This window comes from Pseudomonas cistanchae (assembly GCF_054483635.1).
On sequence record NZ_JBTLWN010000001.1, the window covers coordinates 1,426,453 to 1,451,207 of the forward strand.

Below are 24,755 nucleotides of genomic sequence, written 5' to 3' on the forward strand. Positions count from 1 at the left end.
CATGCTATGACCATCGGTCACGTGGCGCAAGCCGATACTTCCGTTCAGTTGTAACCAAACACGCCAATATAGCTGGAGCTAGCCGCGTGCGACGCTGACGCCTTCCAGATTGGCAAACGAGGTGTCCTTGGCGGTAAGCAGAAAGTCGCGCATGAATGGCGAGTCGAGCATATCGGTACGTATCCCCGCATACAGCGTGGCGAACAGACCCTTGTCGCCGAGGCGCTTGGCGGTCACGTAGCCGCGCGAGCTGTATTCGTGCAGCGCCCAGTTGGGCAGCCCGCACACGCCACGGCCGCTGGCCACCAGCTGCATCATCATTACCGTCAGCTCGGAGGTGCGCACTTGCGCCGGTTCGACGTCGGCCGGTTCGAGGAAGCGGGTGAAGATGTCCAGACGGTCGCGCTCGACCGGGTAGGTGATCAGTGTTTCGCTGGCAAGGTCTTCCGGCTGGATAAACGGCCTGCCGGCCAGCGCGTGCTGGTTGGCCACCGCCAGCATGGCCTCGTAGGTGAACAGCGGCACATAGGTGATCCCGGCCAGTTCCAGCGGGTCGCTGGTGACCACCAGGTCCAGATCACCTCGGGCCAGCGCCGGCAGCGGCGCGAAGGAAAAGCCCGAAGCCAAGTCCAGCTCGACTTCCGGCCAGGCGTCGCGAAACTGATCGATGGTCGGCATCAGCCACTGGAAGCAGCTGTGGCATTCGATGGCCATATGCAGACGACCGGCCGTGCCGCCGGCCAGGCGCGCCAGGTCGCGTTCGGCGCCACGCAGCAAGGGCAACACCGCATCGGACAGCTGCAGCAGGCGCAAACCCGCACTGGTGAAGCGCACCGGTTTGGTCTTGCGCACGAACAACTGCATCCCTAAGCGCTCTTCCAGCTCCTTGAACTGATGCGACAGCGCCGATTGGGTGAGGTGCAGGCGTTCAGCGGCGTCCACCAGGCTTTCGCTTTCGCGCAGCGCATGCAGGGTTTTCAAATGACGCAGTTCGAGCATGATGACCTCGAAGGATGGGTAGGGTGGATCGTGGCGCGTAACCGACGCTGTTTTCATCCGCCATGGGTACACGGCCATGAAGCGTCATCCACCCTACATGAGTAATTCTATAGATCAATACGAATATGTTGAGTTTGTTTCACCATGCTCGCCTGCCGACAATGCCTGCCATCTACTTGTATGGAGCGTTTCGACATGGCCCTGTCCCATTCCCTTGGTTTCCCGCGTATTGGCGGTGATCGCGAACTGAAAAAAGCCCTGGAAGCCCACTGGAACGGCGACCTTGACGAAGCAGGTCTGCGCGCCGTGGGTCGCGATCTGCGTGCCCGGCACTGGCAGCTGCAGAAAGATGCGGGCATCGAGCTATTGCCGGTGGGCGATTTTGCCTGGTACGACCAGGTGCTGGCCCATTCGCTGGCGCTCGGCGTGATCCCCGCGCGTTTTCGCCCGGCCGACGGCACGCCAACCCTGGACACCCTATTCGGCATGGCGCGCGGCGTCAGCCCGGCGTGCTGCGGCGCACGCCAGGGCGCAGCGCATGCCCTGGAGCTGACCAAGTGGTTCGATACCAACTACCACTATCTCGTGCCTGAGTTCAGCGTCGATCAGCGTTTTCAGCTGAGTTGGCAGCAGCTGTTCGACGAGGTCGACGAGGCACAGGCCCTTGGTCATAGCGTCAAGCCCGTGCTGATCGGGCCGCTGACGTACCTGTGGCTGGGCAAGGTCAAGGGCGCTGCCGACGGCTTCGACAAGCTCGACCTGCTCGACCGGCTGCTGCCGGTGTATGGCGAGATTCTCGGACGGCTGGCGGCCAAGGGCGTGCAGTGGGTGCAGATCGACGAGCCGATTCTCGGCCTCGACCTGCCCCAGGCATGGAAAAACGCATTCGAGCGCGCCTATCACCTGCTGCAGCACGCGCCGGTGAAAAAGCTGGTGGCTACTTACTTCAGCGGCCTGGAAGACAACCTCGGTTTGGCGGTAGCGCTGCCGGTCGACGGCCTGCATGTCGACCTGGTGCGCGCGCCGGAGCAGTTGCCGCTGTTGCTCGACCGCCTGCCGGCCTACAAGGTGCTGTCGCTCGGTGTGGTCAACGGGCGCAATGTCTGGCGCTGCGACCTGGACGCCGCCCTTACGCAACTGCAACAAGCCCAGCAGCGCTTTGGCGACAACCTCTGGGTGGCCAGTTCCTGCTCGCTGCTGCACAGCCCGGTGGACCTGGCCCGCGAAGACCGGCTCGACGACGAGCTGAAAAGCTGGCTGGCGTTCGCCGTGCAGAAATGCGGTGAAATCGCCGTGCTCGCCCGGGCGCTGAATCAGCCGACAGCGCCTGACGTGCAGGCAGCCTTGGCTGAAAGCCGCGCCATCCAGGCCAGTCGAGCCAGCTCGCCGCGTATCCACAAGAGCGCCGTGCAGGCCCGGCTAAGCAGCATCCGCGCGGCCGACAGCCAGCGATCCGCGCCCTTTGTCCAGCGCATCGAACGCCAGCGTGCGCGGCTGCGCCTGCCGGCGTTTCCGACCACCACCATCGGCTCTTTCCCGCAGACGGCGGCGATCCGCCTGACGCGCCAGGCTTACAAGCAGGGCAAGTTGTCCGTTGCCGAATACACCGAGGCCATGCACAGCGAAATACGCCATGCGGTGCAGGTCCAGGAAAACCTTGGCCTGGATGTGCTGGTGCATGGCGAGGCCGAGCGCAATGACATGGTCGAATACTTCGCCGAGCAGCTCGACGGCTACGCCTTCAGTCGTTTTGGCTGGGTGCAGAGCTACGGCTCGCGCTGCGTCAAACCGGCTGTGATCTATGGCGACCTCAGCCGTCCGCAACCGATGACGGTGGCGTGGACGCGCTACGCGCAAGGTCTGACTGACAAGGTGATGAAAGGCATGCTGACCGGGCCGGTGACCATGCTGATGTGGTCGTTCGCGCGCGAAGACATCAGCCGCGAAACCCAGGCGCGGCAGTTGGCCCTGGCCATTCGCGACGAAGTGCTGGACCTGGAAGCGGCGGGAATCAAAATCGTGCAGATCGACGAGGCGGCCTTCCGCGAAGGGCTGCCGCTGCGCAAGGCGCAGTGGGCCGCATACCTCGACTGGGCGACCGAAGCCTTTCGTCTATGCGCCTCCGGCGTGCGCGACGAAACGCAGATTCACACCCATATGTGCTACAGCGAGTTCAACGACGTGATCGAGGCCATCGCGGCGATGGATGCCGACGTCATTACCATCGAAACCTCGCGCTCGGACATGGAACTGCTGGATGCCTTCGAAGCGTTCGCGTATCCCAACGACATCGGCCCCGGCGTCTATGACATCCATTCGCCACGCGTACCGGATGTCGCCGAGATGGCCACGCTGATGCGCAAGGCGGCCCGGCGCATTCCCGCCGAGCGGCTGTGGGTCAACCCGGATTGCGGCCTGAAGACCCGCGCCTGGCTGGAAACCGAGGCCGCGCTGGTAAACATGGTCGCCGCAGCCCGGCAACTGCGCAGCGAACTGGCCTGAGCGGACTGGCGAGTTGCGTGCAGCCGCCGCATACAGCCACAAAACAGCCGCATGGCCCGGGCGGCTGTTTGCGGGCGGGGCATGACCGCTCGGCGATATTCATCAAATTGTCACGGTAGTGTGGCAGCGCGCTCGCCTGAATATCATCAAACTCGCTACTCAATGGGGTTCTGCGTTTTGGGGTTTTATGCGAGTTCTACTTTTCTGTGCCGCGCTCTTGTGCGGCCTGCCGTCATTGGCGGCGCAACGCTGCAATGTCGATGTCGCCACCGAGCGAGTGGCGGTCGGCGACGTGCAGCTGGCCTATCAGCGCATCGGTCATGACAGCGATCCAGCGCTGCTGATGGTCATGGGCTTGGGCGGGCAACTGATCCACTGGCCCGACGAGGTGGTCGCCCAGCTCTGTCGCCAGGGCTTTCAGGTGATTCGTTTCGACAACCGCGACGTGGGCTTGAGCCGCTGGCTCAACCCCGCGCCGTCGGCCAACCTCGCCTACGAGGCGCTGCGCTATCGCCTGGGACTGTCGGTCTCCGCACCTTATCGGCTGCGTGATATGGCGGGCGATGCGCTGGGCCTGATGGATGCGTTGGGTGAACAGCACTTCCATGTACTGGGCGCGAGCATGGGCGGAATGATTGCCCAACATCTCGCCGATCAGGTGCCTGAGCGGGTATTGAGCCTGACGTTGATCATGACCAGTTCCGGTGCCCAGGGCCTGCCGGCGCCGAGCGATGCGTTGTTGCGCTTGCTCGCCACACGCGAGGCGCCGAACCGTGAAGTGGCGCTGCAGCAGCAGGCCGACCTGCTCGCCGCGCTCGGCAGCCCGAGCGTGATCGACGACCGTGAGTTGCTCCTGCAGCAGGCCGAAACGGCCTATGACCGCGCCTTCAATCCCGAAGGGGTGGAGCGGCAACTGCTGGCCATCCTGGCGGAACCGAGCCGGGTCGATCTGCTCAATCGCCTGCGGGTGCCGACCCTCGTGGTTCATGGCACGGCCGACCCATTGCTACCGGTGATGCACGGCGTGCATGTCGCCGCACACATCAAAGGCTCGGCGCTCAAGCTGATCCCCGGCATGGCCCACCGTTTTCAAGAAGCCTTCAAGGAGCCGCTGCTGGCGGCGGTGCTGCCGCATCTGCGCGCCCATCGTGAAGACCGCCAGTTGGCTCAGCTGTAGTCATTCATCGACGCCTAGGCGGCGTCGGCATCTTCCGGGCCGTGGGGTGATTGCGTGCCGAGGTAGCTGTTCAGCCGCGCCTGCTCGTCGGGCGCCATGAACAGTCCGAGTTTGCTGCGTCGCCAAAGGATGTCGCTGGCATTGATGGCCCACTCGTGCTGGCAGAGGTAGTCCACTTCGCGTTCATATAGACCGCCACCCAGGTGCTCGCCGAGGTCGGCGACAGAACTCACGCCTTCAAGCAGCGTCCAGCTGCGGCTGCCGTAGCAGCTCGCCCAGCGTCGGGCGACTGGGCTTGGCAACCAGTCGAACTTGCTGCGCAAGGCTTCGACCAGTGCACTCTGGCTGGCGAAGTGCTCACCGCCTGGCAAGGCTGCGCCGGCCGTCCAGCTTGGCCCCATGGCCGGGAAGAAGGGCGCCAGTTGCGCGAGTGCCGATTCCGCCAGCTTGCGGTAAGTGGTCAGCTTGCCGCCGAACACCGACAGCAGTGGCGCCTCACCGGTTTCTCCGGACAGCGAGAGGGTGTAATCGCGGGTAATGGCCGATGGCTCGTCGGACTCGTCGTCGCACAACGGTCGTACGCCGGCGAAGCTGTGGAGGATGTCTTGACGGCTCAGTTGCTGCTTGAAATGGGCGTTGACCACCTGCAACAGGTAGTCGGTTTCTTCCTCGCTGATCGCCACCTGCGCCGGGTCGCCGGCGTATTCGCGGTCGGTGGTGCCGATCATGGTGAAGCGGTCCAGGTACGGAATGGCGAAAACGATCCGGCGGTCCTCGTTCTGCAGGATGTAGGAGCGCTCACCGTCGAACAGCTTCGGCACGATGATGTGGCTGCCCTGGATCAGGCGGATGCCATAAGGGGATTTCTGGTTCAGGTCGTCGCGGATAAACCGCGCGACCCATGGGCCGGCGGCGTTGACCAGCGCCTTGGCGCGAATCGAATACAGGCTGCCATCGGCGCGCTCGAGGTGAATGTGCCACAGGCCCTTGCTGCGGCGTGCGCTGACGCAGCGAGTGCGGGTGTGCAGATGGGCGCCTTTTTCCCGCGCGGCCATGGCGTTGAGCACTACCAGGCGGGCATCGTCGACCCAGCAGTCGGAATACTCGAAGCCGCGGGTGATCTGCGCCTTCAGCGGACTTTCGTCGCCCAGTTTCAGGGTGCGCGAGCCGGGCAGTTTTTCCCGTTTGCCCAGGTGATCATAGAGAAACAGGCCGGCGCGAATCATCCACGCAGGGCGCAAGTGCGGGCGGTGCGGCAGGATGAAACGCATGGGTTTGACGATATGCGGCGCCTTGGCCAGCAGCACTTCGCGTTCGGCCAGGGCTTCACGCACCAGGCGGAATTCGTAATGTTCGAGGTAGCGCAGGCCGCCGTGAATCAGTTTGCTGCTGGCCGACGAGGTGTGCTGCGCCAGGTCGTCCTTCTCGCAGAGGTAGACGGACAGACCTCGCCCTGCCGCGTCCGCAGCAATGCCAACGCCATTGATGCCGCCGCCGATGACAGCCAGGTCATAGACTTCGGAGAGCGGAGCGGTGGAACGTGGGCGAGTGGACATGGCAGCACCAGATAGTCGGAAGTGAACGCTTGGATGTTCATTTGCGAAAATATGCTAGTCGAATACGCACAAGGGCGCCACCCCAATGCGCGAATTCGCGCAAGAGGTTGTGAGTTTTGCCTGAGAGGGCGCTAGACGACGTCCAGCAGGACCTTGTTTTCCGCGAGCAGGCGGCTGATTGCCGGGGAAGGCTGTGCGTCGGTGAACACCCGGTCCACCGAGGTGATGGCACCCAGGCGTACCACGGCGTTGCGGCCGAACTTGCTGGAGTCGGCGGCGAGGAACACCTGGCGAGCGTTGTCGATGATGGCCTGGGAAACCCGTACTTCCTGGTAGTCGAAATCCAGCAGGCTGCCGTCGTCATCAATCCCGCTGATGCCGAGCAGGGCGAAATCGACCTTGAACTGGCGAATGAAATCGACCGTTGCCTGGCCGACCACGCCACCGTCGCCGCGCACCGTGCCGCCCGCCACCAGGACCTCGAAGTCCGCTTTGCTGCTGAGCTGCGCGGCGACGTGCAGGTTGTTGGTGATGATCTTCAGGCCGGTATGACCAAGCAGCTCGCGAGCGATCGCTTCGGTGGTGGTGCCGATGGCGATGAACAGCGAGGCATGGTCGGGAATGTGCGCGGCGATGGCTTCGGCGATGCGCTGCTTTTCGTCGCGCATCTGCCCGGCGCGCATGCTGTATGCGGTGTTCTGGATGCTCGAGGCTTCACTCGCCGCACCGCCGTGGGTGCGCCGCAGCAGGCCCAGTTCGGCCATCTGATTGATGTCGCGGCGGATGGTCTGCGGGGTGACGTCGAACGCCTTGGCCAGCTCGTCGATGCTGACGTAGCCGCGTTCGCGGGCGAGTTCGAGGATGTCTTGCTGGCGTTTGGGCAGGGTCATGGGCGGGTCCTTGAGGTGCGCGTCATTATAGGCGGGCGCGCGCAAGTTTCAGCCCAGGAAAAATCTGCGGCGGTATACGCAAACAAAAAAACAGCCGCCACAGACTGTGTGAGAACGTAGCGAGCGAAGGTTAGGCGGGGCCGCCCAGGCAAGGCCTAGGCGGCCCCGCCAAAACAGGCGAAGAAGCGATTGGGGTCGCATTCGACTTACGAGTTGTAAATGAGCATTCCGAGCTTGTTTTTAACGCTGCATAACCGAGTGCAGTAGTTTTCACACGGTCTGGTCAAGCGTCGCTCGCCACATTTTCAATGGCCTGCTAAGGTACGCCCACTTCGCCGGATATTTTCACATTCGAACATGACCCCAGCCATCGATCTGCTGAAAAAAGCCAAGGCAGTGCACCAGGTGCACAGCTACAGCCACGATCCCAAGGCTGCTTCCTATGGTTTGGAGGCGGCGGAAAAACTCGATCTCGATCCGGCACGGGTGTTCAAGACCTTGCTGGTTGCCAGCGAAAAGGCCGAGTTGCTGGTGGCCGTCGTGCCCGTCGCCGGCAGCCTGGACCTGAAGGCGCTGGCGCTGGCCGCCGACGTGAAGAAAGTCGATATGGCCGACCCGATGGCTGCGCAGCGGGCGACCGGCTATCTGCTGGGCGGTATCAGCCCGCTGGGTCAGAAGAAACGCCTGCGCACCTTTATCGATCAATCCGCCCAGCAGTACCCGAGCATCTTTGTCAGCGCCGGGCGGCGTGGGCTGGAGGTGGAGTTGGCGGCCGACACCTTGGCGCAGTTTACCCAGGCGGTGTTTGCCGCGATTGGCCGCCCATAGTACCGGTGCCGCTGCAGTAGAAACGACGTTAATAAAAACAACGCGATAACGACGAAGGAATTCTTGAAATGTCTCACTACCTGCTCGCCATCGACCAAGGCACTACCAGCAGCCGCGCCATCGTTTTCAGCACTGATGGAAAGCGGGTTGCCAGTGCGCAGCAGGAGTTCAAGCAGCACTTCCCCAATGATGGCTGGGTCGAGCACGAGGGCGAAGACCTGTGGCAAAGCACCCTTGAAGTCTGCCGTGGGGCTCTGGAAAAAAGTGGCCTGAACGCCAGCGAGATTGCTGCGATCGGTATCACCAATCAGCGCGAGACCGCCGTGGTGTGGGACGCGCGCACCGGTGAGCTGGTTTATCGCGCCATTGTCTGGCAGGACCGCCGCACCGCCGATTACTGTTCGCAACTGAAGGCTGCGGGGCACGAGCAGATGGTCGCGGCGAAGACCGGGTTGTTGATCGACCCCTATTTTTCTGCCACCAAGCTGCGCTGGATTCTGCAGAACGTCCCGGGTGCGCGGGAACGCGCTGAACGCGGCGAGCTGCGCTTCGGCACGGTCGACAGCTTTCTGCTGTGGCGCCTGACCGGCGGCCGCAGCCACAAGACCGACGCAAGCAACGCCTCGCGCACCCTGCTGTTCAATATTCACACCCAGCAATGGGACAAGGATCTCCTTGAACTCTTCGAGATTCCGGCCAGCCTGCTGCCTGAGGTGCTCGACTGCGCCGCCGAATTCGGCACCATTGACGCAGAATTGCTGGGTGCTGCCATCCCGGTGCTGGGCATGGCCGGCGACCAGCAGGCGGCACTTGTCGGTCAGGCGTGCTTTCAGCCGGGCATGGTGAAGAGCACCTACGGCACCGGCTGTTTCATGATCCAGAACACCGGGGCTACGCCGGTGACCTCGAAGAATCGCCTGCTTACCACCGTCGGTTATCGCCTGAACGGCCAGGTCACCTATGCGGTGGAAGGCAGCATCTTCGTTGCGGGCGCTGCGGTGCAATGGTTGCGCGACGGTATCAAGCTGATTAGCCATGCTCGCGACAGCGAGGCGCTGGCCGAGGCGACCGGCGACGCCTGCGGGGTTTACCTGGTGCCAGCCTTTACCGGTCTGGGCGCGCCCTATTGGGACCCGAAGGCCCGTGGCGCGATCTTTGGCCTGACCCGCGATACCGGAATCAAGGAAATCGTCACCGCCGGCTTGCAGTCGGTGTGCTACCAGACTCGCGACCTGCTCGAGGCGATGCGCCAGGATGGCGCCGCCGCGCCCAGCGCGCTGCGGGTGGACGGCGGTATGGTCGAGAACAACTGGGTCATGCAGTTTCTCGCCGACATCCTGGGCGTACCGGTCGAGCGGCCGGAAGTCACCGAAACCACCGCGCTCGGGGTGGCGTATCTGGCTGGCCTGCAGGCCGGGCTGTATGCAGACCTGGACAGCATTGCCAGTCACTGGCATCGCCAGCAACGCTTCGATCCCCGGATGGCCGACAGCCACCGCGGCAAGTTGTATGACGGTTGGCTGGATGCGGTGAAAAGAGTTCGCAGCGAAGGGTGAGGCTGGTAAAACTGAGGTCCGCCTCATTGCCGATCGAGGAGTCTCGCATGCCGTCGCCCTGTTTGCTCCTCGCTCGCGGACTAGTGCTGATGCTGCTCGGTTTTACCGGGCTGGCTCGCGCAGAGACCCTGGTGATCGCCGGCGACATCTGGTGCCCGATCAACTGCCAGCCCGATGCCGAGCGCCCCGGCATCCTCGTCGAACTGGCGCAGGAAATTTTCGCCGAGGCCGGTATCGATGTGCAGTACCGTGCGCTGAACTGGGCGCGCACCCTGCATCAGGTGCGCCGCGGCGAGCTGAATGCGGCGATTGGTGCGGGCGTCGACGATGCACCGGATTTTCTCTACGGAGCCACGCCGGTGGCGCAATCGCGTAGCTGTTTCTACACCCGCAAGGACTCAACCTGGCGCTATACAGGTCTGCCGTCCCTGGCAGCCCAGCGTCTGGGGGTGATCAACGATTACAGCTACGGCGACGAGTTGGATGACTACATCGCAGCGCACCGTAACGACGGCGAGCGTATCCAGATTGCTGCCGGCGACCAGGCACTTGCACTGAGCGTCGACAAATTGATGCACGGGCGCGCGGATGTGGTGCTGGAAAACACCTGGGTAATCCAGGCGCTGCTGGCTCGTCAGGGGCATGCGGGCGCTTTGCGCGAAGCCGGTTGCCGTACCCCTGATGTGCCCATCTACCTGGCGTTCTCGCCGGCAGTGGAAGCCAGCGCGCGTCACGTCGCGCTTTTCGAGCAGGGGCTGAAACGCTATCGGACTAATGGCCGTCTGCAGGCGCTGTTGCGGGCCTATGGCGTGCGGGCTCATTAACCGGTTGTCGCGCAGCTGTATGGCCGAAATCAGGCTTGGCTGTAGGGGGCGGTGAGTCTCTGCCTGCGGCATCCTCTGCGCGATACGAATCAGGAGTTCGCGCCATGACGCTTGAGTTTCATCAGGTCGATGCCTTTGCCCAGCAACCCTTCACTGGTAACCCGGCGATGGTCTATCGCCTGGACCGTTGGTTGGACGACGCATTCATGCAGCAGATCGCCGCCGAGCATAACCTCGCCGAAACCGCCTTCGTGGTGAAGGAGGACGAAGCCTGGCATATCCGCTGGTTTACCCCTACCGCCGAGGTGCCGCTGTGCGGCCACGCCACGCTGGCCAGTGCCCATGTGCTGTTCGAGGTGTATGGCGAGCCGGGTGAGGTGATCGACTTCACCTGCCTGTCCGGTGCGTTGCGGGTCAGCCGTGCAGGCGACCGGCTGGTGCTGGATTTTCCCGTGCGCCGGGCACAGCCCTGTGAGCTGCGCGCAGAGGTCAGCCAGGCGCTCGGTGTGCCGGTAGAAAGCGTGCTGGCGCTGCACGAAGGGCAGGGCATTCAGGAGCTGCTGGCGATTTTGTCGAACGAGGCGACGGTGCGCGCCTGTAAGCCGGACCTGGCTGCAGTGGCCAGATTGCCAGGGCTGGGTCTGCTGATCAGCGCGGCGGGCGAGCGGCACGACTTCGTCTCGCGCTATTTTGCGCCGGCCATCGGGATTGATGAGGACCCGGTAACCGGCTCGACCCATTGCATCCTTACACCCTATTGGGCGCAGCGGCTGGGCAAGAATGCGCTGAGCGCCTACCAGTGCTCGGCACGGGGCGGGGAGTTGCACTGCGAGCTGCACGGTGAGCGGGTGAAGATAGCCGGCCAGGCGCTGTTGATCGCCAATGGCCGGCTACTGGTCAAGTAGCTGCCTCAGCTGGCGCTGCTGTAACGCCGCACGCCGGACTCGCCGAGGTTGACCTGGGCGGCGATGCTGCCGGGTGCCGGGAACACCACCAGGTGATCCGCCGCGACGCGAATGCCGACGTGATCGCCTGGCTGGTGGTCGGCGTGGCTGGGGAAAATCGACTCCAGTTGACTGCCGGTCTGCAATTGCAGGCGGTAGAGCGTGGCAGCACCGAGAAAGGTCTTGCCGACGATCAGCGCTTTCTGCGGGCTGTCCGGGGCGTAGACGATATCGTCCGGGCGCAGCAATACGTCCACCGCGCTGCCTACCGGCCAGGTGTAGGCGCGGTTACCGCGAATCAGGCCGAGTTCGGTCTGCACTGAGTCCGGGCTAAGCAACTGACCGCGGATAAAGTAGCCGTGGCCGATAAAGCTCGCGACGAACGGAGTCAGCGGCTCGTGGTAGAGGTTGTAGGGCGTGTCCCATTGCTCGAGCTTGCCCGCATTGAACACCCCGACGTGGTCGCTGACAGCGAAGGCTTCTTCCTGATCATGGGTGACCAGCACGGCGCTGGTGCCGCGCGCCTTGAGAATGTCGCGCACCTCGTGACTGAGCCGCCGACGCAGTTCGCCGTCCAGGTTGGAAAACGGCTCGTCGAGCAATAGCAGCCGCGGCTCCGGCGCCAGGGCGCGTGCCAGGGCGACGCGTTGTTGCTGGCCGCCGGAGAGTTCATGGGGGTAGCGCTTGCCGAGATGATTGAGTTTGACCAGCTCCAGCAGCTCATGGGTGATGCGCTCCCAGTTCGCGTGCTTGCGGATGCCAAAGGCGATGTTTTCGCTCACGTTCAGATGCGGGAACAGTGCGTAATCCTGAAACACCATGCCGATCCGCCGCTTCTCCGGCGCCAGGGTGAAGCCGGCGCGGGAGATCACTTCATCGGCCAGCTGGATTTCGCCTTCCACCACCGGTTCGAAGCCGGCAATCGCGCGCAGGGTCGTGGTCTTGCCGCAGCCCGAGGGCCCGAGCAGGCAGCCGATATCGCCAACGTTGAGGTGCAGGTTGAGGTTCTGCACGACCTTGTGCTCGTGATAGCCGCAACTCAAGTCGCGCAGGCTGAGCAACAGGGGCTGGCTCATGCGTGGTGGTACGCCGGCTCGACCAAGAACTCCAGCAGCGCCTTCTGCACATGCAGGCGGTTTTCGGCCTGATCCCAGGCGGCAGAGCGGGGATCCTCAAGCAGGTCGACGCTGATTTCCTCGCCCCGGTGCGCCGGCAGGCAATGCAGGAACAACACGTCGTCGGCCGCCGCATCGAGCAGCGCGCGATTGACCTGATACGGCGTGAACAGCTTTATCCGCTCGGCGACTTGCTCTTCCTGGCCCATGGACGCCCACACGTCGGTGCTGACCAACTGGGCACCCGCCACGGCTTCACGCGGGTCGCGGAAGATCTGCACGCGATCCCCTGCCTGAGCGAGAAACGCCGCTTTCGGCTCGTACCCTTCCGGGCAGGCCACGCGCAGGTTGAAGTCGAACTGCTGCGCCGCTTCTATATAGGAGTTGCACATGTTGTTGCCATCGCCGACCCAGGCAACCGTCTTGCCTTTGATGCTGCCGCGCAGCTCCTGGAAGGTCTGCATATCCGCCAGCAGCTGGCAGGGGTGCAGGTCGTCGGACAGGCCATTGATCACTGGCACGCGCGAGTTGGCCGCGAATTCGGTCAAGTTGCTGTGGGCGAAGGTGCGGATCATCACCGCATCGAGCATGCGCGACATGACGATGGCGGCATCGCCAATCGGTTCGCCACGACCGAGCTGGGTGTCGCGCGGCGACAGAAAGATCGCCTGGCCGCCGAGCTGGATCATGCCGGCTTCGAATGACAGACGGGTACGGGTCGAGGCCTTCTCGAAGATCATCCCCAGCACGCGGTTCTTCAGCGGCTCGAACAGCACGCCGCGGTTGCGCAAGTCCTTCAGCTCCATGCCGCGACGGATCAGGCCCACCAGCTCGTCTGGGGTGCAATCCTTCAGCGAGAGAAAGTGTCTGGCGCTCATCGTTAATACCTTTTAACAGCAGGGCGCAGGTTCAAAAGCCAGAATAAATAGTGGAAACGGCAGAACCTGCGGCTGGGGGCCGCACGGGGCGACGAAACGGGGAAGGCGCGATCTTATAAGCAAATGGCGAGAACGCGCAAATCGGCCGGCTGGCGCGGTGCGGTGATAATCGACCACCGCTCGATAGCGGCGCTAATCGGCGGGCCTGATGCCGCTCGATTCATAAGACGAAGGCTGCTGGCGCCAAGCCTGGGCTGCGGCCATAGTCGATGCTTCATTCACGCAGGCCCAACGCTGTAAGCGGTCCGCTCCCATATTTTTGAGGCCAGGCCATGACCAAGACTCTTCATCACCGTGCGTGTCATCTGTGCGAGGCCATCTGCGGCCTGACCATCGAAACCGAAGCGCAAGCCGATGGCAGCGTGCAGATCCGCTCGATCAAGGGCGATGCGCAGGACAGCTTCAGTCGTGGTCATATCTGCCCGAAGGCCGTGGCCCTGCAGGACATCCAGAGCGACCCGGATCGCCTGCGCCAGCCGATGCGCCGTATCGGCAGCGACTGGCAGCCCATTGGTTGGGACGAGGCGCTCGAGCTGGTCGCCAGCCGCCTCGCCGATATCCAGGCGCGCCATGGACAGAACGCGGTGGCGACCTACCAGGGCAACCCCAGCGTGCACAACTACGGGTTGATGACCCACAGCAATTATTTTCTCGGCCTGCTGAAGACCCGCAGCCGTTTTTCCGCGACCTCGGTGGATCAGCTGCCGCATCACCTGGTTAGCCTGCAGATGTACGGCCACGGCATGATGTTGCCGATCTGCGATATCGATCACACCGAGTTCATGCTGATTCTTGGCGGTAACCCCCTGGCTTCCAACGGCAGCATCATGACCGTGCCGGATGTGGAGAAGCGCCTGAAGTCGATCAAGGCGCGCGGTGGCAAGGTGGTGGTGGTCGATCCTCGCCGTAGTGAAACTGCGGCCATTGCCGATCAGCATGTGTTCGTTCGACCAGGGCAGGACGCGGCCTTGCTGTTTGGCCTGCTCAATACCCTGTTCGAGGAAAACCTGACCCGAAGCAGCCACCTGCCGGTTGCCGGGCTGGACGAGGCGCGTCTGGCCATCGCCGACTTCACCGCCGAGGCCATGAGCCTGCGCTGCGGCGTGCCAGCACCCAGCATTCGCCAGTTGGCCCGCGATTTCGCCGCAGCCGACAAGGCCGTTTGTTACGGCCGCATGGGCGTCTCCACGCAGGCCTTCGGCACCCTGTGCCATTGGCTGATTCAACTGATCAACCTGGTCACTGGCAACCTCGACCGTGAAGGCGGCGCGCTGTGTACCGAAGCGGCCATCGACCTGACCAACTCAAGCTCCGGCACCCATTTCGACCGCTGGCGCAGCCGCGTTTCCGGGTTGCCGGAATATGCCGGCGAGCTGCCGGTATCAGCCCTTGCCGAAGAGATGCTGACCCCCGGCGAAGGGCAGCTGCGCGCCTTGATCACGATCGCCGGCAACCCGGTGCTGTCGACGCCCAACGGTCGCCAGCTGGAGCAGGCGCTGGAAGGTCTGGACTTCATGCTCAGCATCGATCCGTACATCAACGAAACCACGCGCTATGCCGATGTGATTCTGCCGCCTACCGGGCCGCTGGAGCATGATCACTACGACATGACGTTCAACAGCTTCGCGGTACGCAATGTCGCCCGCTTCAACCCGCCGGTGCTGGAAAAGCCGCTAGGCGCGCTGCACGACTGGGAGATTTTCATCGGTCTGGCCAAGGCGTTTGCCGGCCGGATCGGTGTGGAGTTGAAGCCGACCATGGCGCCCGAGCAGATGATCGACATGGGCCTGCGGATGGGCCGCTACGGCGACAGTTCGCCGTTCAAGCTGTCGTTGGCGACCTTGCGTGACCATCCCCACGGCATCGACCTGGGCGCACTCAAGCCCAGTCTGGCCGCGCGCCTGAAAACCCCAGGACAGCAGATCCAGGCTGCGCCAGCGTTGCTGCTCAGCGACCTGCCGCGTTTCGTCGCGCAGCCAGTGCCGCAGGCTGGCGAACTGCTGTTGATCGGCCGCCGCCATGTGCGCAGCAATAACTCCTGGATGCACAATTATCACCGCCTGGTGAAAGGTAAGCCGCGCCATCAGCTGTTGATGAACCCGGCGGACCTTGGTCAGCGGGGCCTCGTCGACGGTCAGTTGGTGCGGGTGCGCTCGCGGGTAGGGACCATCGAGGTGGAAGTGGTCGGCAGCGACGAAATGATGGCCGGTGTGGTGAGCCTTCCCCATGGCTGGGGCCATGCGCGTCCAGGCGTACAGATGGGCATCGCCAGCCAGCAGCCGGGCGCCAGTGCCAATGACCTGACGGACGAGCGGCAACTTGATGTGCTGTCCGGCAATGCCGCGCTGAACGGTGTGCCGGTTGAGGTGGAAGCGGCTTGAGGCGATGTCCGTCAGCGGCACTTGGCTAAGCGGCGCAGTGCCAAGGCCGAGCATTACACTCGGCTTTTCGCTACAATGCCGCCACCGTGCCGACCCGTGAGTCGGGAAGTTTAGACCTGAGGTGCCCCATGGATATCATCGAAACCATCAAAGAGCAGATCGCCAACAACACTGTTCTGCTGTACATGAAAGGCTCGCCGAATGCGCCGCAGTGCGGCTTTTCCTCCAAGGCGGCGCAGGTCGTGATGGCCTGTGGTGAGAAGTTCGCCTATGTCGACATCCTGCAGAACCCGGAAATCCGCGCCAACCTGCCGAAATACGCCAACTGGCCGACTTTCCCGCAGCTGTGGGTCGGCGGTGAGCTGGTCGGCGGCAGCGACATCATGGCCGAGATGTTCGAAAAGGGTGAATTGCAGACCCTGATCAAGAGCACTGTGCAGAAAGCCGACGCCTGATCAGCCGTAACGCAGACGCTAGACATGAAAACGGGAGCCTGAGGCTCCCGTTTTTTTTGCGCGCGATTTGACGTTATTCGTCCATCTGCGATTGCAGGTAGTTCTGCAACCCGACTGCCTTGATCAGGCTGAGCTGGGTTTCCAGCCAATCGATATGGTCTTCTTCCGAACAGAGGATTTCCTCGAGCAGCTCGCGGCTGGCGTAATCGCCAATGCTCTCGCAATAGGCAATCGCCGCCTTTAGATCGATGTGGGCCTTGTGTTCGATGCGCAGATCGCACTCGAGCATTTCCTGGGTGTTTTCACCAATCAGGATCTTGCCGAGGTCTTGCAGATTAGGCAGGCCTTCTAGAAAAAGAATGCGCTTGATGAGCTTGTCCGCATGCTTCATCTCATCGATCGATTCGTGGTACTCGTGCTCGCCGAGCTTCTTCAGGCCCCAATCTTCGTACATGCGTGCGTGCAGAAAGTACTGGTTGATCGCGACCAGCTCGTTACCGAGGATCTTGTTCAGATGCTGGATGACTGTCTTGTCGCCTTTCATGCCGATGCCTGCCTGGTGTGTGGATGTGATAGCAAAGTCTGGGCCGCTGCACCTCGGCTGTCAAACATAAGTATCTGATTACAAAGTAAAAATAACCTAAATACGAATGCGTTAGCTCCGCATGTGAAAAGTAAGTACTTGAATTCAGGCATAAAAAAACCGGACACAAGGTCCGGTTCTTGAGAATCTGACTGTTATGCAGCGACGAATGAGGCGGGGTAGGCCAACGCGGCCTGATTGCCCTGCAGCTCGTTCAGCGTATCGCGAACCACCTCTTTGGCCAGGCAGGCGCACTTGCCGCATTTACTGGCGACACCCAGTGAGGAACGTACTTCACGGTAGCTACAGCAACCTTCATAGATCGCTTCGCGGATTTGACCGTCGGTGACACCTTCGCAGAGGCAGACGTACATAGAGTGAGCTCGTCGCATTTGAGTTGCTGTTGGGAGTGGATGCTAATGCTAATGAGAATGCATGTCAAAGACCGGATATGGGGTTTTTCGGTGCACGCGCCTCAAGCAGATAAACGGTCGATGGGTTCGGGCTTTATTGATACGCGAGCTTTATCGTCGCAGTCCCGGTCAGGCTTTGGTGTTGAGTCTGCGTTGGGCGGTCTTAGTCCCAGAAACAGATGATTGGCCGTATCGATATTTGGATGATTCAATATCGACGTTGCAGCGGCGCTGGCTAATAAACCTGCTGCGCACCTGACATAAAAAAACCGGCCTGAGCCGGTTTTTTTATGTCAGGTGGTTTATTCGTCGAAGTCTTCCCAGCCGCCCATTTCCTTCCAGCGATTGACGATGCCGCAAAACAGCTCGGCGGTCTTTTCGGTGTCGTAGCGCGCCGAGTGGGCCTCGCGGCCGTCAAACTCGATCCCGGCCGCCTGGCAGGCTTTGGCCAGTACGGTCTGACCGTAAGCGAGACCGGCAAGCGTTGCGGTATCGAAGCTTGAGAAGGGGTGGAACGGGTTGCGCTTGAGGTCACAGCGGGCAACGGCGGCATTGAGAAAGCCAAGGTCGAAGCTGCTGTTGTGCCCGACCAGAATCGCCCGTTTGCAGCCATTGGCTTTCAGCGACTTGCGCAGGCCTTTGAATATTTCCCCGAGTGCGTGCTCTTCACTGACCGCCATGCGCAGCGGGTGATCGAGCTTGATGCCGGTGAAGTCCAGCGCCGCCTGTTCGATATTGGCGCCCTTGAACGGCTCCACGCGGAAGAAGTGGGTGTGATCGGGATAGAGAAAGCCTTGCTCGTCCATGGCCACCGTGGTGGCTGCGATTTCCAGCAGCGCATCGGTGGCGCAGTTGAACCCGCCCGTTTCCACGTCAACCACGACAGGCAGATAACCCCGGAAACGCGCGGCCATCGGATGACGCGGCCCTGACGGCGCGCCAGCGTCCTGATCATCTTCGTAAAGGTCTTCGCTCACAGGGTTTTCTCCAGCAGGCGCCAGCGCAGGGTTTCGCCGGCACGCAGGGGAATGACGCTTTGCTCGCCCAGCGGCAGACTGGCAGGAGCGGTCCAGTCTTCGCGGATCAGGGTGATGGTCTCGCTGTTGCGTGGCAAACCATAGAAGTCCGGGCCGTTCTGGCTGGCGAAAGCTTCCAGCTTGTCCAGTGCGTTGCGCTGCTCGAAGGCTTCGGCATACAGCTCGATGGCAGCAAAGGCTGTGTAGCAACCGGCGCAGCCGCAAGCGGCTTCCTTAGCGTGTTTGGCGTGGGGCGCCGAATCGGTACCCAGAAAAAACTTGGCGCTGCCGCTGGTGGCGGCGTCGAGCAGGGCGTCCTGATGCACGTTGCGCTTGAGAATCGGCAGGCAGTAAAAGTGCGGACGGATGCCGCCCACCAGCATGTGATTGCGGTTGTACAGCAGGTGGTGCGCGGTGATGGTGGCGCCGACGTTGGCTGGCGCAGCGTTGACGAACTCGACCGCGTCACGCGTGGTGATGTGCTCGAACACCACCTTCAACGTGGGGAAGCGAGCGACTACACGGGTCAGGTGTTCATCGATGAAGAATTTCTCGCGGTCGAACACATCGACTTCGCCGCGCGTCACTTCACCGTGCACCAGCAACGGCAGACCGACCTCGGCCATGGTCTCGAGTACCGGGAATATCTTGTCGATGCTGGTAACCCCGGAATCGGAGTTGGTGGTCGCGCCAGCCGGATAGAGTTTTGCTGCGTGCACGAACCCGCAAGCCTTGGCCGCGCGAACGTCTTCGGCGCTGGTCAGGTCGGTGAGATAGAGCACCATCAAGGGTTCGAATCGGCTGCCAGCAGGGCGAGCATCAACGATCCGCTGGCGGTAGGCATCGGCTTCACTGGCATTGCGGACTGGCGGCACCAGATTGGGCATGATGATGGCGCGGCCGAACGTGCGCGCGACATCGGCGACGGTGTGCGGCAGCACGGCACCGTCGCGCAGGTGGATATGCCAGTCGTCGGGACGCAGCAGAGTGAGGCGGTCGGTCATGAAGATTTCCAGGCGGGTAAAACGTGTTGGGAATGCTACCGGAAAAGGCCTGCCAGGGCACGCCGAAAGCGGCTGTTCGGCGCTCCAGTGGCCCGTTGCCACGATTATTCGCCGTTGCCTGATCCCTATGCCGCCTCAAGTTTTTCCCCGCCACGACGATACCCCGAGGGAACGCCGTTATTCCTCGTGGAGCCTGCCGTGCGACAGCTTTATCTACCTTTGCTCAGCCTGCTCGCCAGTTTGCCTCTTACGCAGTCAGCTGGTGCTATCAGCTTTCAGACCCGACTGGAAAAAGTCGAGTGGCAGGTCGCAGGCGATCAGTTCGAATGCCGGCTGTCGCAACCGATCACTGACTTCGGTGCCGGGGAGTTCGTTCGCCGGGCGGGAGAGCAGGCAACCTTTCGTCTGCAGGCGCGCGAGCGCTGGCTGGGCGCGGGTTCCGCCACGCTGCTGGCCGCCGCAGCACCCTGGCAACCGGGACGCGGCGACATTAACCTCGGTTCGGTTGCAATCGGCAGTGGAGAGGTGTTGTTCAACAGCACCGAAGAGCAGGGCGCACGGCTGATCACGGGGCTGCTGGAAGGGCGCAGCCCACTGGTGCGGCACCGCACTCCCCATGGCAGCAATGGCCTCGAGGTTCGCCTGCTCCCGGTTAAATTCAATAAGGCCTATAACGAGTACCTGGGCTGCACCGCCAAGCTGCTGCCAGTCAATTTCGAGCAGATCCGTCAGTCCCAGGTCGGTTTTCCCGGCGGCGGCGTTGATCTGGACCCCATGGCTCAGGCCAAGCTGGACATCATCCTGTCCTTTATCAAAGCCGACCCCAGCGTCAACCGCATCCAGCTGGATGGTCACGCCGACAACAGCGGCAACCGCCTGACCAACCGTGACCTGTCCCGGCGCCGCGCATTGGCGGTGATGGAGTACTTCAAGGCCAACGGCGTGCCGGCCGAGAACATCACCATGCGTTTCCACGGCGAACGCTATCCGCTGGTGCCCAATACCAACGAAGCCAACCGGGCGAAAAATCGCCGAGTCAGCCTGCGCCTCGATCGCGCTCCGGAAGCAGCGCACGTGGCTCCTGGCGAAACAGCGAGCGCGCCTGCAGCTAGCTCCTGAAAATGCCCGACGGCGGACGGACAGCTGTCGCCTGGTCGTCTCAAGCTGTCGCGGCCCTGTAAATTGACTGCCAAGGCCAGTAGAATCACGGGTTTTCCCGCACAACCCCGTGGAGTGATGGCATGGCCGACGTAAACAAGGTAGTCCTGGCGTATTCCGGTGGCCTGGACACTTCGGTAATCCTGAAGTGGCTGCAAGACACCTACAACTGTGAAGTGGTGACCTTCACCGCTGACCTCGGCCAGGGTGAGGAAGTCGAGCCGGCCCGCGCCAAGGCCAAGGCCATGGGCGTCAAGGAAATCTATATCGACGATTTGCGCGAAGAGTTCGTCCGCGACTTCGTTTACCCGATGTTCCGCGCCAACACCGTCTACGAAGGCGAATACCTGCTGGGCACCTCAATTGCCCGTCCGCTGATCGCCAAGCGCCTGATCGAAATCGCCAATGAAACCGGCGCTGACGCCATCTCCCACGGCGCTACTGGCAAAGGTAACGACCAAGTGCGTTTCGAACTGGGCGCCTATGCGCTCAAGCCGGGCGTGAAAGTCATTGCCCCATGGCGCGAGTGGGACTTGCTGTCGCGCGAGAAGCTGATGGATTACGCCGAAAAGCACGCGATCCCGATCGAACGTCACGGCAAGAAGAAGTCGCCGTATTCCATGGATGCCAACCTGCTGCACATCTCCTATGAAGGCGGCGTGCTGGAAGACACCTGGACCGAGCACGAAGAAGACATGTGGAAATGGACTGTCTCTCCCGAGGCAGCGCCGGACGTACCGACCTATATCGAGCTGACCTACCGCAAGGGCGATATCGTCGCCATCGACGGCAAGGAAATGAGCCCGGCGACCGTGCTGGCCGAACTCAACCGCATCGGCGGCGAGAACGGTATCGGTCGTCTGGACATCGTCGAGAACCGCTTCGTCGGCATGAAGTCCCGGGGCTGCTACGAGACTCCCGGCGGCACCATCATGCTCAAAGGTCACCGCGCCATCGAGTCGATCACCCTGGACCGCGAAGTCGCTCACCTGAAAGACGAGCTGATGCCGAAATACGCCAGCCTGATATACAACGGTTTCTGGTGGAGCCCTGAGCGTCTGATGCTGCAACAGATGATCGACGCCTCCCAGGCCAACGTGAACGGCGTGGTACGCATGAAGCTGTACAAGGGCAACGTGATCATTACCGGGCGCAAGTCCGATGACTCGCTGTTCGACGCCAATATCGCCACCTTTGAAGAAGACGGCGGCGCGTACAACCAGGCTGACGCTGGCGGCTTCATCAAGCTCAATGCGCTGCGCATGCGCATCGCGGCCGGCAAAGGGCGCAAACTGCTGTAACCGACGTGGAGGCGCGGATGCGCTAACCGTCATTTCGCGCTTCTAGCCAGCGCATGCCAACCCCGGCCCTATGCCGGGGTTGTGCTTCTACCCACCGCCACAAGCGGTCGAGAAGAGGAGAAACCTGATGAGACTGCTGCATACCATGCTGCGCGTCGGCGATATGGATAAATCCATCGCGTTCTACACCGAAGTGCTGGGCATGACCCTGCTACGCCGCAAGGACTACCCGGACGGGCAGTTCACCCTGGCGTTCGTCGGTTATGGCGATGAAGCGCACAACAGCGTGGTCGAGTTGACCCATAACTGGGGTGTCGAGGGCTACGAGCTGGGGACTGGCTATGGCCACATCGCCTTGGAAGTCGCGGATGTGTACAAGGCCTGTGAAGACATTCGCAGTCGGGGCGGCAAGATAACCCGTGAGCCTGGCCCGATGATACACGGCACCAGCGTTCTCGCATTCGTGGAAGACCCGGACGGCTACAAGATCGAGCTGCTTTCGCCGTCGCGCAAGGATTGACGCCGGCCGGCAAGCCCGCCAACAAAAAGCCCTGCTGAGTCGCAGGGCTTTTGATCGTTACAGGTCGAAGTCATATTCGGCCAGTTGCTTATGCAGGCGACGCTCTTCGAGGAAGTTATCGATGATACGGCGCTTGGTCAGGTTGGTTTTGGCCACTTCGACAGGCGCTTCGCCATCATCGGCTTCTTCCGCGACGAAATCTTCATCGAGCTCAAGTTCTTCTTTACCGGTGCTCATCTGTTTCACTCCAGGCTACCAGGGCCATTCAGCTGGTGTGAAAACGGCTGCGCTCGTCATGCTGCGTTGGTAACAGGCTCACACCGCTCATTTACAACTCGTAAACTCCGCGTGTTCGCCTTTTCCGCCTTGCTTGACCTTCGCTCGCTACGTTTTCACACAACCTGATTTGCGCACCTTATAGCGGCAAAACTTGAGCGGGTAAAAAAGATTTTTTCAATCGATAGGCTGGCGTATCTATTGAAAGGCTAATCGTCAGAAGTCTTGAGTGGGTATTCGCACAGGTCTTCGATGCGGCAACTGCCACAACGGGGCTTGCGTGCCTGGCATACGTAGCGGCCATGCAGGATCAGCCAGTGATGGGAATCCAGCAGAAATTCCTTCGGCACGACCTTCAACAGTTTTTTCTCAACCTCGACCACGTTCTTGCCTGGAGCAAGACGGGTCCGATTGCTGACGCGGAAAATATGCGTGTCCACTGCCATGGTCAGTTGCCTGAAGGCGGTGTTGAGCACCACGTTCGCGGTCTTGCGGCCGACCCCGGGCAGGGCTTCCAGGGCTTCGCGGGTCTGTGGCACCTGGCTGCCGTGCAATTCGATCAGCAGGCGACAGGTCTCGATGACATTCTTCGCTTTGCTGTTGTACAAGCCGATGGTCTTGATGTACTCGGACAGGCCTTCGACACCCAGTGCGTAAATGGCTTCGGGCGTGTTGGCCAGCGGAAACAGTTTCGCAGTGGCCTTGTTGACGCCCACGTCGGTGGCCTGGGCCGAGAGAATCACCGCAATCAGCAATTCGAACGGCGAGCTGTAGGCGAGCTCCGTTTTCGGTTCTGGATTGTCTTCATGTAAGCGGCGGAAGATTTCGTGGCGCTTGGCGGCGTTCACTCGATCACCCCGGTGACCCTTACGCGGCGGCTCTGCACCGGCTCCGCAACCTGGTTTGCCTTGGCACGCTCGGCCAGTATTTCATCGATGCGATTCTTGCCGGCGATCAACAAGCCGAGCACCAGGAATGCACCGGGTGGCAGGATCGCCAGCAGAAAACCCTGGTAGTCCGAGAACACCGTCAGTTGCCAGTCGGCGGCAATCGGGCCGAACAACAGGTGCATGTTGGCGAACAGCGCGCCGGTACCGAACAGCTCGCGCACGGCGCCAATCATGACCAGTACCGCGCCGAAACCCAGGCCCATCATCAGGCCGTCATAGGCAGCGCGGGCGGGGTCATTCTTCGCCGCAAAGCCGTCGGCGCGGCCGAGAATCACGCAGTTGGTGGTGATCAGCGGAATAAAGATGCCGAGGATCTGGTACAGCTCGTATGTAAACGCCTGCATCAGCAGCTCGATGCAGGTGGTCAGGGCGGCGATAATCATCACGAAGGCCGGCAGACGCACGGCGGTGTTGACCACGCCGCGTACCAGCGAGACCGCGGTGTTGGAGCAGACCAGTACCACGGCGCTGGCCAGCGCAAGACCCAGGGCGTTGACGGCCGAGTTGCTCACGCCGAGCAGCGGGCATAAGCCGAGCAACTGAACCAGGGCCGGGTTGTTCTTCCACAGCCCGTTGAACGTGATTTCGCGGTAGCTCGGGCTGCTCATGGCGCGTTTCCTTGTTCGTCCGGGGCGCCAAGACTGCCGCGCACGCGCTGCTCATCGCGATTGGCGGCGTTGCCCGCGCGGGAATGAGTCAGTGCGTCGTCGCCAGTGGCGGGTTGTGCCTGCGTAGCAACGGGTCTGCCTGCGCTAGCCAGCAGTTCGGCGCGGTGCGCATCGAAATACAGCAGGGCGTTGTGCACCGCTTTTACCACGGCCCGTGGGGTGATGGTGGCGCCAGCGAATTGGTCGAACTCGCCGCGGTCCTTCTTCACCGCCCAGCCGGCCTCGGTCGGCTGATTCAACGACTTGCCGACAAAGCTCAGTATCCAGTCGTCCTTGCTCAACTCGATCTTGTCGCCCAGGCCCGGGGTTTCGCGATGGCTGAGCACGCGTACCCCGGCCAGGCGACCGTCGGCCTGAATGCCTACTAGCAGCTGAATCGCGCCGCTGTAACCATCCGGCGCAGTGGCCTGGAGAATCACCGCGCTGGGCACTCCGGCTTTGAGCGCGATATAGGCGGGCTGCGGGTTGCGGTTGCCGAGCAGAGGGTCATGCAGCGAAATGCTGTTGTCCAGCAACTGGTTGTCGTAACTGCCGGCTGGGAGGATTTCACCTAATGCGCGGACCTGGGCTGCGCGGGCGGAGGCCTCGATGCGCGCCGCAGTGGCCTGCTGGATCAGCGTTACCCCGCCAACGGTGACCACGGCGAAGAGGCCCAGCACCAGGCTGTTTTTCAGCATCGAACGGCTGATTTCCGGGAGCAT

General features: G+C 62.0%; 24 protein-coding genes. 11 read left to right on the forward strand and 13 right to left on the reverse strand.

Annotated features, from left to right (window positions below; genetic code table 11):
• Window positions 1-78: 78 nt before the first annotated feature.
• Window positions 79-999 (reverse strand): transcriptional regulator MetR, encoded by a 921-nt coding sequence (metR, locus tag ACX0MV_RS06505; protein ID WP_458981780.1) that lies wholly within the window; start codon window positions 997-999, stop codon window positions 79-81.
• Window positions 1,000-1,194: 195 nt separating this feature from the next.
• Here metR and metE point away from each other — a divergent pair, with 195 nt between their 5' ends.
• Together metE and ACX0MV_RS06515 are read left to right on the forward strand one after the other, a co-directional pair.
• On the forward strand, window positions 1,195-3,501 hold the full coding sequence (metE, locus tag ACX0MV_RS06510; RefSeq protein ID WP_458981649.1) for a 5-methyltetrahydropteroyltriglutamate--homocysteine S-methyltransferase: 2,307 nt from the start codon (window positions 1,195-1,197) through the stop codon (window positions 3,499-3,501).
• Between the two features lie 187 nt (window positions 3,502-3,688).
• Window positions 3,689-4,678 (forward strand): alpha/beta fold hydrolase, encoded by a 990-nt coding sequence (locus ACX0MV_RS06515; protein ID WP_458981650.1) that lies wholly within the window; start codon window positions 3,689-3,691, stop codon window positions 4,676-4,678.
• A 14-nt stretch (window positions 4,679-4,692) separates the two neighbouring features.
• Here the strand turns inward: ACX0MV_RS06515 and glpD are convergent, their stop codons facing one another.
• Both glpD and ACX0MV_RS06525 read right to left on the reverse strand, forming a co-directional pair.
• A complete protein-coding gene (gene glpD, locus ACX0MV_RS06520; protein WP_458981651.1) occupies window positions 4,693-6,234 on the reverse strand; it encodes a glycerol-3-phosphate dehydrogenase in 1,542 nt (513 codons plus the stop codon).
• Window positions 6,235-6,365: 131 nt separating this feature from the next.
• Entirely contained in the window at window positions 6,366-7,124 is a 759-nt protein-coding gene (locus ACX0MV_RS06525) for a DeoR/GlpR family DNA-binding transcription regulator (RefSeq protein WP_458981652.1), read from the reverse strand.
• 357 nt (window positions 7,125-7,481) lie between these two features.
• On the opposite strand from ACX0MV_RS06525, the gene ybaK reads away from it, so the two are divergent.
• From ybaK to ACX0MV_RS06545, 4 genes are all read left to right on the forward strand, one after another.
• Window positions 7,482-7,952 carry a Cys-tRNA(Pro) deacylase gene (gene ybaK, locus ACX0MV_RS06530; RefSeq protein ID WP_458981653.1) on the forward strand — a complete coding sequence of 157 codons (471 nt, stop codon included), beginning with the start codon at window positions 7,482-7,484 and terminating at the stop codon, window positions 7,950-7,952.
• 68 nt (window positions 7,953-8,020) lie between these two features.
• Complete coding sequence (gene glpK, locus ACX0MV_RS06535; RefSeq protein ID WP_458981654.1) at window positions 8,021-9,508, forward strand: glycerol kinase GlpK; 1,488 nt, start codon at window positions 8,021-8,023, stop codon at window positions 9,506-9,508.
• A 47-nt stretch (window positions 9,509-9,555) separates the two neighbouring features.
• Entirely contained in the window at window positions 9,556-10,332 is a 777-nt protein-coding gene (locus tag ACX0MV_RS06540) for a substrate-binding periplasmic protein (protein ID WP_458981655.1), read from the forward strand.
• 104 nt (window positions 10,333-10,436) lie between these two features.
• On the forward strand, window positions 10,437-11,237 hold the full coding sequence (locus ACX0MV_RS06545; protein WP_458981656.1) for a PhzF family phenazine biosynthesis protein: 801 nt from the start codon (window positions 10,437-10,439) through the stop codon (window positions 11,235-11,237).
• Between the two features lie 5 nt (window positions 11,238-11,242).
• On the opposite strand, the gene ACX0MV_RS06550 is transcribed toward ACX0MV_RS06545, so the two are convergent.
• Window positions 11,243-12,352: an ABC transporter ATP-binding protein gene (locus ACX0MV_RS06550; RefSeq protein WP_458981657.1), complete on the reverse strand. Its 1,110-nt coding sequence runs from the start codon at window positions 12,350-12,352 to the stop codon at window positions 11,243-11,245.
• A complete protein-coding gene (gene argF, locus ACX0MV_RS06555; protein ID WP_458981658.1) occupies window positions 12,349-13,269 on the reverse strand; it encodes an ornithine carbamoyltransferase in 921 nt (306 codons plus the stop codon). The genes ACX0MV_RS06550 and argF overlap by 4 nt, the downstream gene beginning before the upstream one ends.
• A 332-nt stretch (window positions 13,270-13,601) precedes the next feature.
• Between argF and ACX0MV_RS06560 the strand changes: the two genes are divergently transcribed.
• Together ACX0MV_RS06560 and grxD are read left to right on the forward strand one after the other, a co-directional pair.
• On the forward strand, window positions 13,602-15,710 hold the full coding sequence (locus tag ACX0MV_RS06560) for a molybdopterin oxidoreductase family protein (protein ID WP_458981659.1): 2,109 nt from the start codon (window positions 13,602-13,604) through the stop codon (window positions 15,708-15,710).
• A 128-nt stretch (window positions 15,711-15,838) separates the two neighbouring features.
• Window positions 15,839-16,165, forward strand: a complete 327-nt coding sequence (gene grxD / locus ACX0MV_RS06565) for a Grx4 family monothiol glutaredoxin (RefSeq protein ID WP_458981660.1) — start codon at window positions 15,839-15,841, stop codon at window positions 16,163-16,165.
• Between the two features lie 73 nt (window positions 16,166-16,238).
• Here the strand turns inward: grxD and bfr are convergent, their stop codons facing one another.
• The 4 genes from bfr to pyrC all read right to left on the reverse strand — a co-directional run bounded on the left by bfr (window position 16,239) and on the right by pyrC (window position 19,181).
• Window positions 16,239-16,709, reverse strand: a complete 471-nt coding sequence (gene bfr / locus ACX0MV_RS06570; RefSeq protein WP_458981661.1) for a bacterioferritin — start codon at window positions 16,707-16,709, stop codon at window positions 16,239-16,241.
• A gap of 194 nt (window positions 16,710-16,903) precedes the next feature.
• Window positions 16,904-17,122, reverse strand: a complete 219-nt coding sequence (locus ACX0MV_RS06575; RefSeq protein WP_458981662.1) for a bacterioferritin-associated ferredoxin — start codon at window positions 17,120-17,122, stop codon at window positions 16,904-16,906.
• Between the two features lie 341 nt (window positions 17,123-17,463).
• Window positions 17,464-18,075, reverse strand: a complete 612-nt coding sequence (gene rnt / locus ACX0MV_RS06580; protein WP_458981781.1) for a ribonuclease T — start codon at window positions 18,073-18,075, stop codon at window positions 17,464-17,466.
• Window positions 18,076-18,134: 59 nt separating this feature from the next.
• A complete protein-coding gene (pyrC, locus tag ACX0MV_RS06585) occupies window positions 18,135-19,181 on the reverse strand; it encodes a dihydroorotase (RefSeq protein ID WP_458981663.1) in 1,047 nt (348 codons plus the stop codon).
• A 198-nt stretch (window positions 19,182-19,379) separates the two neighbouring features.
• On the opposite strand from pyrC, the gene ACX0MV_RS06590 reads away from it, so the two are divergent.
• From ACX0MV_RS06590 to gloA, 3 genes are all read left to right on the forward strand, one after another.
• On the forward strand, window positions 19,380-20,300 hold the full coding sequence (locus tag ACX0MV_RS06590; RefSeq protein WP_458981664.1) for a flagellar protein MotY: 921 nt from the start codon (window positions 19,380-19,382) through the stop codon (window positions 20,298-20,300).
• Between the two features lie 122 nt (window positions 20,301-20,422).
• The gene (locus ACX0MV_RS06595; RefSeq protein WP_458981665.1) at window positions 20,423-21,640 is read left to right on the forward strand and encodes an argininosuccinate synthase; all 1,218 of its coding nucleotides are present in this window, start codon (window positions 20,423-20,425) and stop codon (window positions 21,638-21,640) included.
• A 127-nt stretch (window positions 21,641-21,767) separates the two neighbouring features.
• The gene (gene gloA / locus ACX0MV_RS06600; RefSeq protein ID WP_458981666.1) at window positions 21,768-22,160 is read left to right on the forward strand and encodes a lactoylglutathione lyase; all 393 of its coding nucleotides are present in this window, start codon (window positions 21,768-21,770) and stop codon (window positions 22,158-22,160) included.
• A gap of 57 nt (window positions 22,161-22,217) precedes the next feature.
• Here gloA and ACX0MV_RS06605 read toward each other — a convergent pair whose 3' ends face one another.
• The 4 genes from ACX0MV_RS06605 to rsxG all read right to left on the reverse strand — a co-directional run bounded on the left by ACX0MV_RS06605 (window position 22,218) and on the right by rsxG (window position 24,755).
• Complete coding sequence (locus tag ACX0MV_RS06605) at window positions 22,218-22,397, reverse strand: PA3496 family putative envelope integrity protein (RefSeq protein ID WP_458981667.1); 180 nt, start codon at window positions 22,395-22,397, stop codon at window positions 22,218-22,220.
• Between the two features lie 248 nt (window positions 22,398-22,645).
• Entirely contained in the window at window positions 22,646-23,284 is a 639-nt protein-coding gene (nth, locus tag ACX0MV_RS06610; RefSeq protein WP_458981668.1) for an endonuclease III, read from the reverse strand.
• On the reverse strand, window positions 23,281-23,994 hold the full coding sequence (locus ACX0MV_RS06615) for an electron transport complex subunit E (protein WP_458981669.1): 714 nt from the start codon (window positions 23,992-23,994) through the stop codon (window positions 23,281-23,283). The genes nth and ACX0MV_RS06615 overlap by 4 nt, the downstream gene beginning before the upstream one ends.
• The gene (gene rsxG / locus ACX0MV_RS06620) at window positions 23,991-24,755 is read right to left on the reverse strand and encodes an electron transport complex subunit RsxG (protein WP_458981670.1); all 765 of its coding nucleotides are present in this window, start codon (window positions 24,753-24,755) and stop codon (window positions 23,991-23,993) included. Before rsxG ends, ACX0MV_RS06615 begins: the two co-directional genes overlap by 4 nt.

Excerpts from the sequence above, each read along its gene's own strand:
- metR (WP_458981780.1), bottom strand. The coding sequence starts at position 999 with ATGCTCGAACTGCGTCATTTGAAAACCCTGCATGCGCTGCGCGAAAGC.
- metE (WP_458981649.1), top strand. The coding sequence starts at position 1,195 with ATGGCCCTGTCCCATTCCCTTGGTTTCCCGCGTATTGGCGGTGATCGC.
- ACX0MV_RS06515 (WP_458981650.1), top strand. The coding sequence starts at position 3,689 with ATGCGAGTTCTACTTTTCTGTGCCGCGCTCTTGTGCGGCCTGCCGTCA.
- glpD (WP_458981651.1), bottom strand. The coding sequence starts at position 6,234 with ATGTCCACTCGCCCACGTTCCACCGCTCCGCTCTCCGAAGTCTATGAC.
- ACX0MV_RS06525 (WP_458981652.1), bottom strand. The coding sequence starts at position 7,124 with ATGACCCTGCCCAAACGCCAGCAAGACATCCTCGAACTCGCCCGCGAA.
- ybaK (WP_458981653.1), top strand. The coding sequence starts at position 7,482 with ATGACCCCAGCCATCGATCTGCTGAAAAAAGCCAAGGCAGTGCACCAG.
- glpK (WP_458981654.1), top strand. The coding sequence starts at position 8,021 with ATGTCTCACTACCTGCTCGCCATCGACCAAGGCACTACCAGCAGCCGC.
- ACX0MV_RS06540 (WP_458981655.1), top strand. The coding sequence starts at position 9,556 with ATGCCGTCGCCCTGTTTGCTCCTCGCTCGCGGACTAGTGCTGATGCTG.
- ACX0MV_RS06545 (WP_458981656.1), top strand. The coding sequence starts at position 10,437 with ATGACGCTTGAGTTTCATCAGGTCGATGCCTTTGCCCAGCAACCCTTC.
- ACX0MV_RS06550 (WP_458981657.1), bottom strand. The coding sequence starts at position 12,352 with ATGAGCCAGCCCCTGTTGCTCAGCCTGCGCGACTTGAGTTGCGGCTAT.
- argF (WP_458981658.1), bottom strand. The coding sequence starts at position 13,269 with ATGAGCGCCAGACACTTTCTCTCGCTGAAGGATTGCACCCCAGACGAG.
- ACX0MV_RS06560 (WP_458981659.1), top strand. The coding sequence starts at position 13,602 with ATGACCAAGACTCTTCATCACCGTGCGTGTCATCTGTGCGAGGCCATC.
- grxD (WP_458981660.1), top strand. The coding sequence starts at position 15,839 with ATGGATATCATCGAAACCATCAAAGAGCAGATCGCCAACAACACTGTT.
- bfr (WP_458981661.1), bottom strand. The coding sequence starts at position 16,709 with ATGAAAGGCGACAAGACAGTCATCCAGCATCTGAACAAGATCCTCGGT.
- ACX0MV_RS06575 (WP_458981662.1), bottom strand. The coding sequence starts at position 17,122 with ATGTACGTCTGCCTCTGCGAAGGTGTCACCGACGGTCAAATCCGCGAA.
- rnt (WP_458981781.1), bottom strand. The coding sequence starts at position 18,075 with ATGGCCGCGCGTTTCCGGGGTTATCTGCCTGTCGTGGTTGACGTGGAA.
- pyrC (WP_458981663.1), bottom strand. The coding sequence starts at position 19,181 with ATGACCGACCGCCTCACTCTGCTGCGTCCCGACGACTGGCATATCCAC.
- ACX0MV_RS06595 (WP_458981665.1), top strand. The coding sequence starts at position 20,423 with ATGGCCGACGTAAACAAGGTAGTCCTGGCGTATTCCGGTGGCCTGGAC.
- gloA (WP_458981666.1), top strand. The coding sequence starts at position 21,768 with ATGAGACTGCTGCATACCATGCTGCGCGTCGGCGATATGGATAAATCC.
- ACX0MV_RS06605 (WP_458981667.1), bottom strand. The coding sequence starts at position 22,397 with ATGAGCACCGGTAAAGAAGAACTTGAGCTCGATGAAGATTTCGTCGCG.
- ACX0MV_RS06615 (WP_458981669.1), bottom strand. The coding sequence starts at position 23,994 with ATGAGCAGCCCGAGCTACCGCGAAATCACGTTCAACGGGCTGTGGAAG.
- rsxG (WP_458981670.1), bottom strand. The coding sequence starts at position 24,755 with ATGCTCCCGGAAATCAGCCGTTCGATGCTGAAAAACAGCCTGGTGCTG.